Raw genomic sequence first — 2,290 nt, 5'->3', positions numbered from 1 at the left:
GATACAGGCGATCTTCACCTCAAACGCCACGCCACTTGGGGAATGCAGGTTGAAAGGCTACATTATCGACGTTTAGTTGATGTCGATCAAAGCGCAGCTCGGCAGGGCCGGGACACTGCGCGCAAAGAACCAGCGGGAGGTAAGGCGTGAACGTCTCCATCGCGGCCAAGGCCGAGCACTTCGACGTCCTGATCGTGGGCGCCGGCATCTCCGGGATAGGCGGGGCCTATCACCTGACGCAGCAATGCCCGGGCAAGAGCTTCGTGGTGCTGGAGTCGCAAGAGGGCTTCGGCGGCACCTGGCTGACCCACAAGTATCCGGGCATCCGCTCGGACAGCGACCTCTACACCTTCGGCTACCGCTTCAAGCCCTGGGTGGGTCCGCCCATCGCCACGGCCGAGGAGATCCTCACCTACATGGGCGAGGTGATCGACGAGAACGACCTCGCACGTCACATTCGCTACCAGCACCGGATCGTGCGCGCCGCCTGGTCGAGCGCCGACAATCTCTGGACCATCGATGCGGTGCGCACCGACACCAACGAGCCCAGGCGGTTCACCGCCAACTTCCTGTGGATGTGCCAGGGGTACTACCGCCACTCCGAAGGCTATACGCCGGAGTGGGCGGGAATGGACGACTACAAGGGCCGCATCGTCCATCCCCAGACCTGGCCGTCCGACCTGGACCTGAAGGGCAAGAAGGTCGTGCTCATCGGTTCGGGCGCCACCGCGGCGACGCTGCTGCCCAACATCGCCGACGACTGCGCGCACGTGACCCTGCTGCAGCGCTCGCCCACCTACTTCATCCCCGGGCGGAACGCCAACGACCTGGCCGACATCCTGCGCGAGCTGAAGATCGACGAGACCTGGATCCATGAGATCGTGCGGCGCAAGCTGCTGCTGGACCAGGACCTGTTCACCCGCCGGGCGTTCGAGGAGCCGGAATCGGTGAAGCAGGAGCTGCTGGCGGGCGTGAGCGCCCTGGTGGGGCCTGAGATCACGGCCCAGCACTTCACCCCGTCCTACCGGCCCTGGCGCCAGCGGATCGCCTTCGTCCCTGACGGCGATCTCTTCCAGTCGGTGAAGGCGGGCAAGGCGTCGGTCGTCACCGACGAGATCGAGCGTTTCGAGGCCAAGGGCATCCGGTTGAAGTCGGGCGACCTGCTCGAAGCCGATGTCATCATCACCGCCACGGGCTTCAACCTCAACGTCCTGGGCGATATCGACTTCGTGGTCGACGGCAAGCCGCTGAACTTCGCCGACACCGTCACCTACCGCGGCATGATGTTCACCGGCGTGCCCAACATGGTCTGGGTGTTCGGCTATTTCCGCGCCAGCTGGACCCTGCGCGCCGACCTGGTGGCCGACTTCGTGTGCCGCCTGCTGAACCATATGGACGAGCGGGGCGCCATGAAGGTCTCGGTGGCGCTGAGACCCCAGGACCGTGACATGCCGCTGATGCCCTGGATGGACACCCAGGACTTCAACCCGGGCTACCTCCTTCGCGGCATGCACCTGCTGCCGAAGCGCGGCGACAAGCCGGAGTGGCGGCACAGCCAGGACTACTGGCGCGAGAAGGACGAGCTGCCTCTGGTCGACCTGGACGACGCGGCGTTCGTCTACGAGGGCAAGGCGGCGGCCGACCAGGCCGCCTAGGACCTGCGCGAGGCGATCACGGCGAGGAACGCCTCGGCCGTGCGCCCGGCGCCGAGGCCGTCGCAGACCTCGGCGCTGGCGCGGGCCAGGTCGCGACGCAGGCCCGCGTCGCGCAAGAGGCGCATGAGCGCGCGGTCGAAGGCGGCCGCGAAGTCGGCGGCGGCAAGGTCGACCACCAGGGCCGCCCCGCACTCGGCCATGGCGCGCGCGGCGGCGCGCTGGTTCTCGGCCAGCACCACCAGCACCGACGGCAGGCCCAGGGTGCAACGCTCCCAGGTGGACGAGCCGGGCGCGCCGACGCCGATGTCGGCCTCGGCGGTCAGTCTCGCCATGTGCGGCGTGTCGACGTGCAGCGTCAGGCGGGGGTCGCGGCGGGCGACCTTGGCGAGGCCCGGGAGGCTGGGGGCCGCGGCGCCCAGCACGATGTCGAGGCCCACGTCGTCCACCCGGGGACGCAGGCGCTCGACGAGCCGGGCGGTGACGCCGCCCACGTCGGTGAGGCCCATGGCCACCAGGATCCGCTGCACCGGCTCGCCGCGCCAGGCGAGAGCGGGCTCGCGCAGGGCGGCGAATTCCGGTCGACAGGTATTCGCTGGTCTTGTGGCGCACCGCGATGACCAGGGCGCGGCAGCCCA

The 2,290-nt window shown here is 68.5% G+C and carries 1 protein-coding gene and 1 pseudogene; one reads left to right on the top strand and one right to left on the bottom strand.

Translation table 11 applies throughout. The features are described from left to right. Positions 1–146 precede the first annotated feature (146 nt). The gene (locus QZV94_RS24605; RefSeq protein ID WP_293683044.1) at positions 147–1,655 is read left to right on the top strand and encodes an NAD(P)/FAD-dependent oxidoreductase; all 1,509 of its coding nucleotides are present in this window, start codon (positions 147–149) and stop codon (positions 1,653–1,655) included. Here QZV94_RS24605 and QZV94_RS24600 read toward each other — a convergent pair. After that, positions 1,652–2,290, bottom strand: a pseudogene (locus tag QZV94_RS24600) (UDP-2,4-diacetamido-2,4,6-trideoxy-beta-L-altropyranose hydrolase); the annotation flags it as partial. The gene QZV94_RS24605 and the pseudogene QZV94_RS24600 overlap by 4 nt on opposite strands.

This window comes from uncultured Phenylobacterium sp. (assembly GCF_902826855.1).
Taxonomy (GTDB): Bacteria; Pseudomonadota; Alphaproteobacteria; order Caulobacterales; family Caulobacteraceae; genus Phenylobacterium.
The sequence above is the reverse complement of the archived record's forward strand: the minus strand, read 5'-3'. Positions and strand labels throughout refer to the sequence as shown.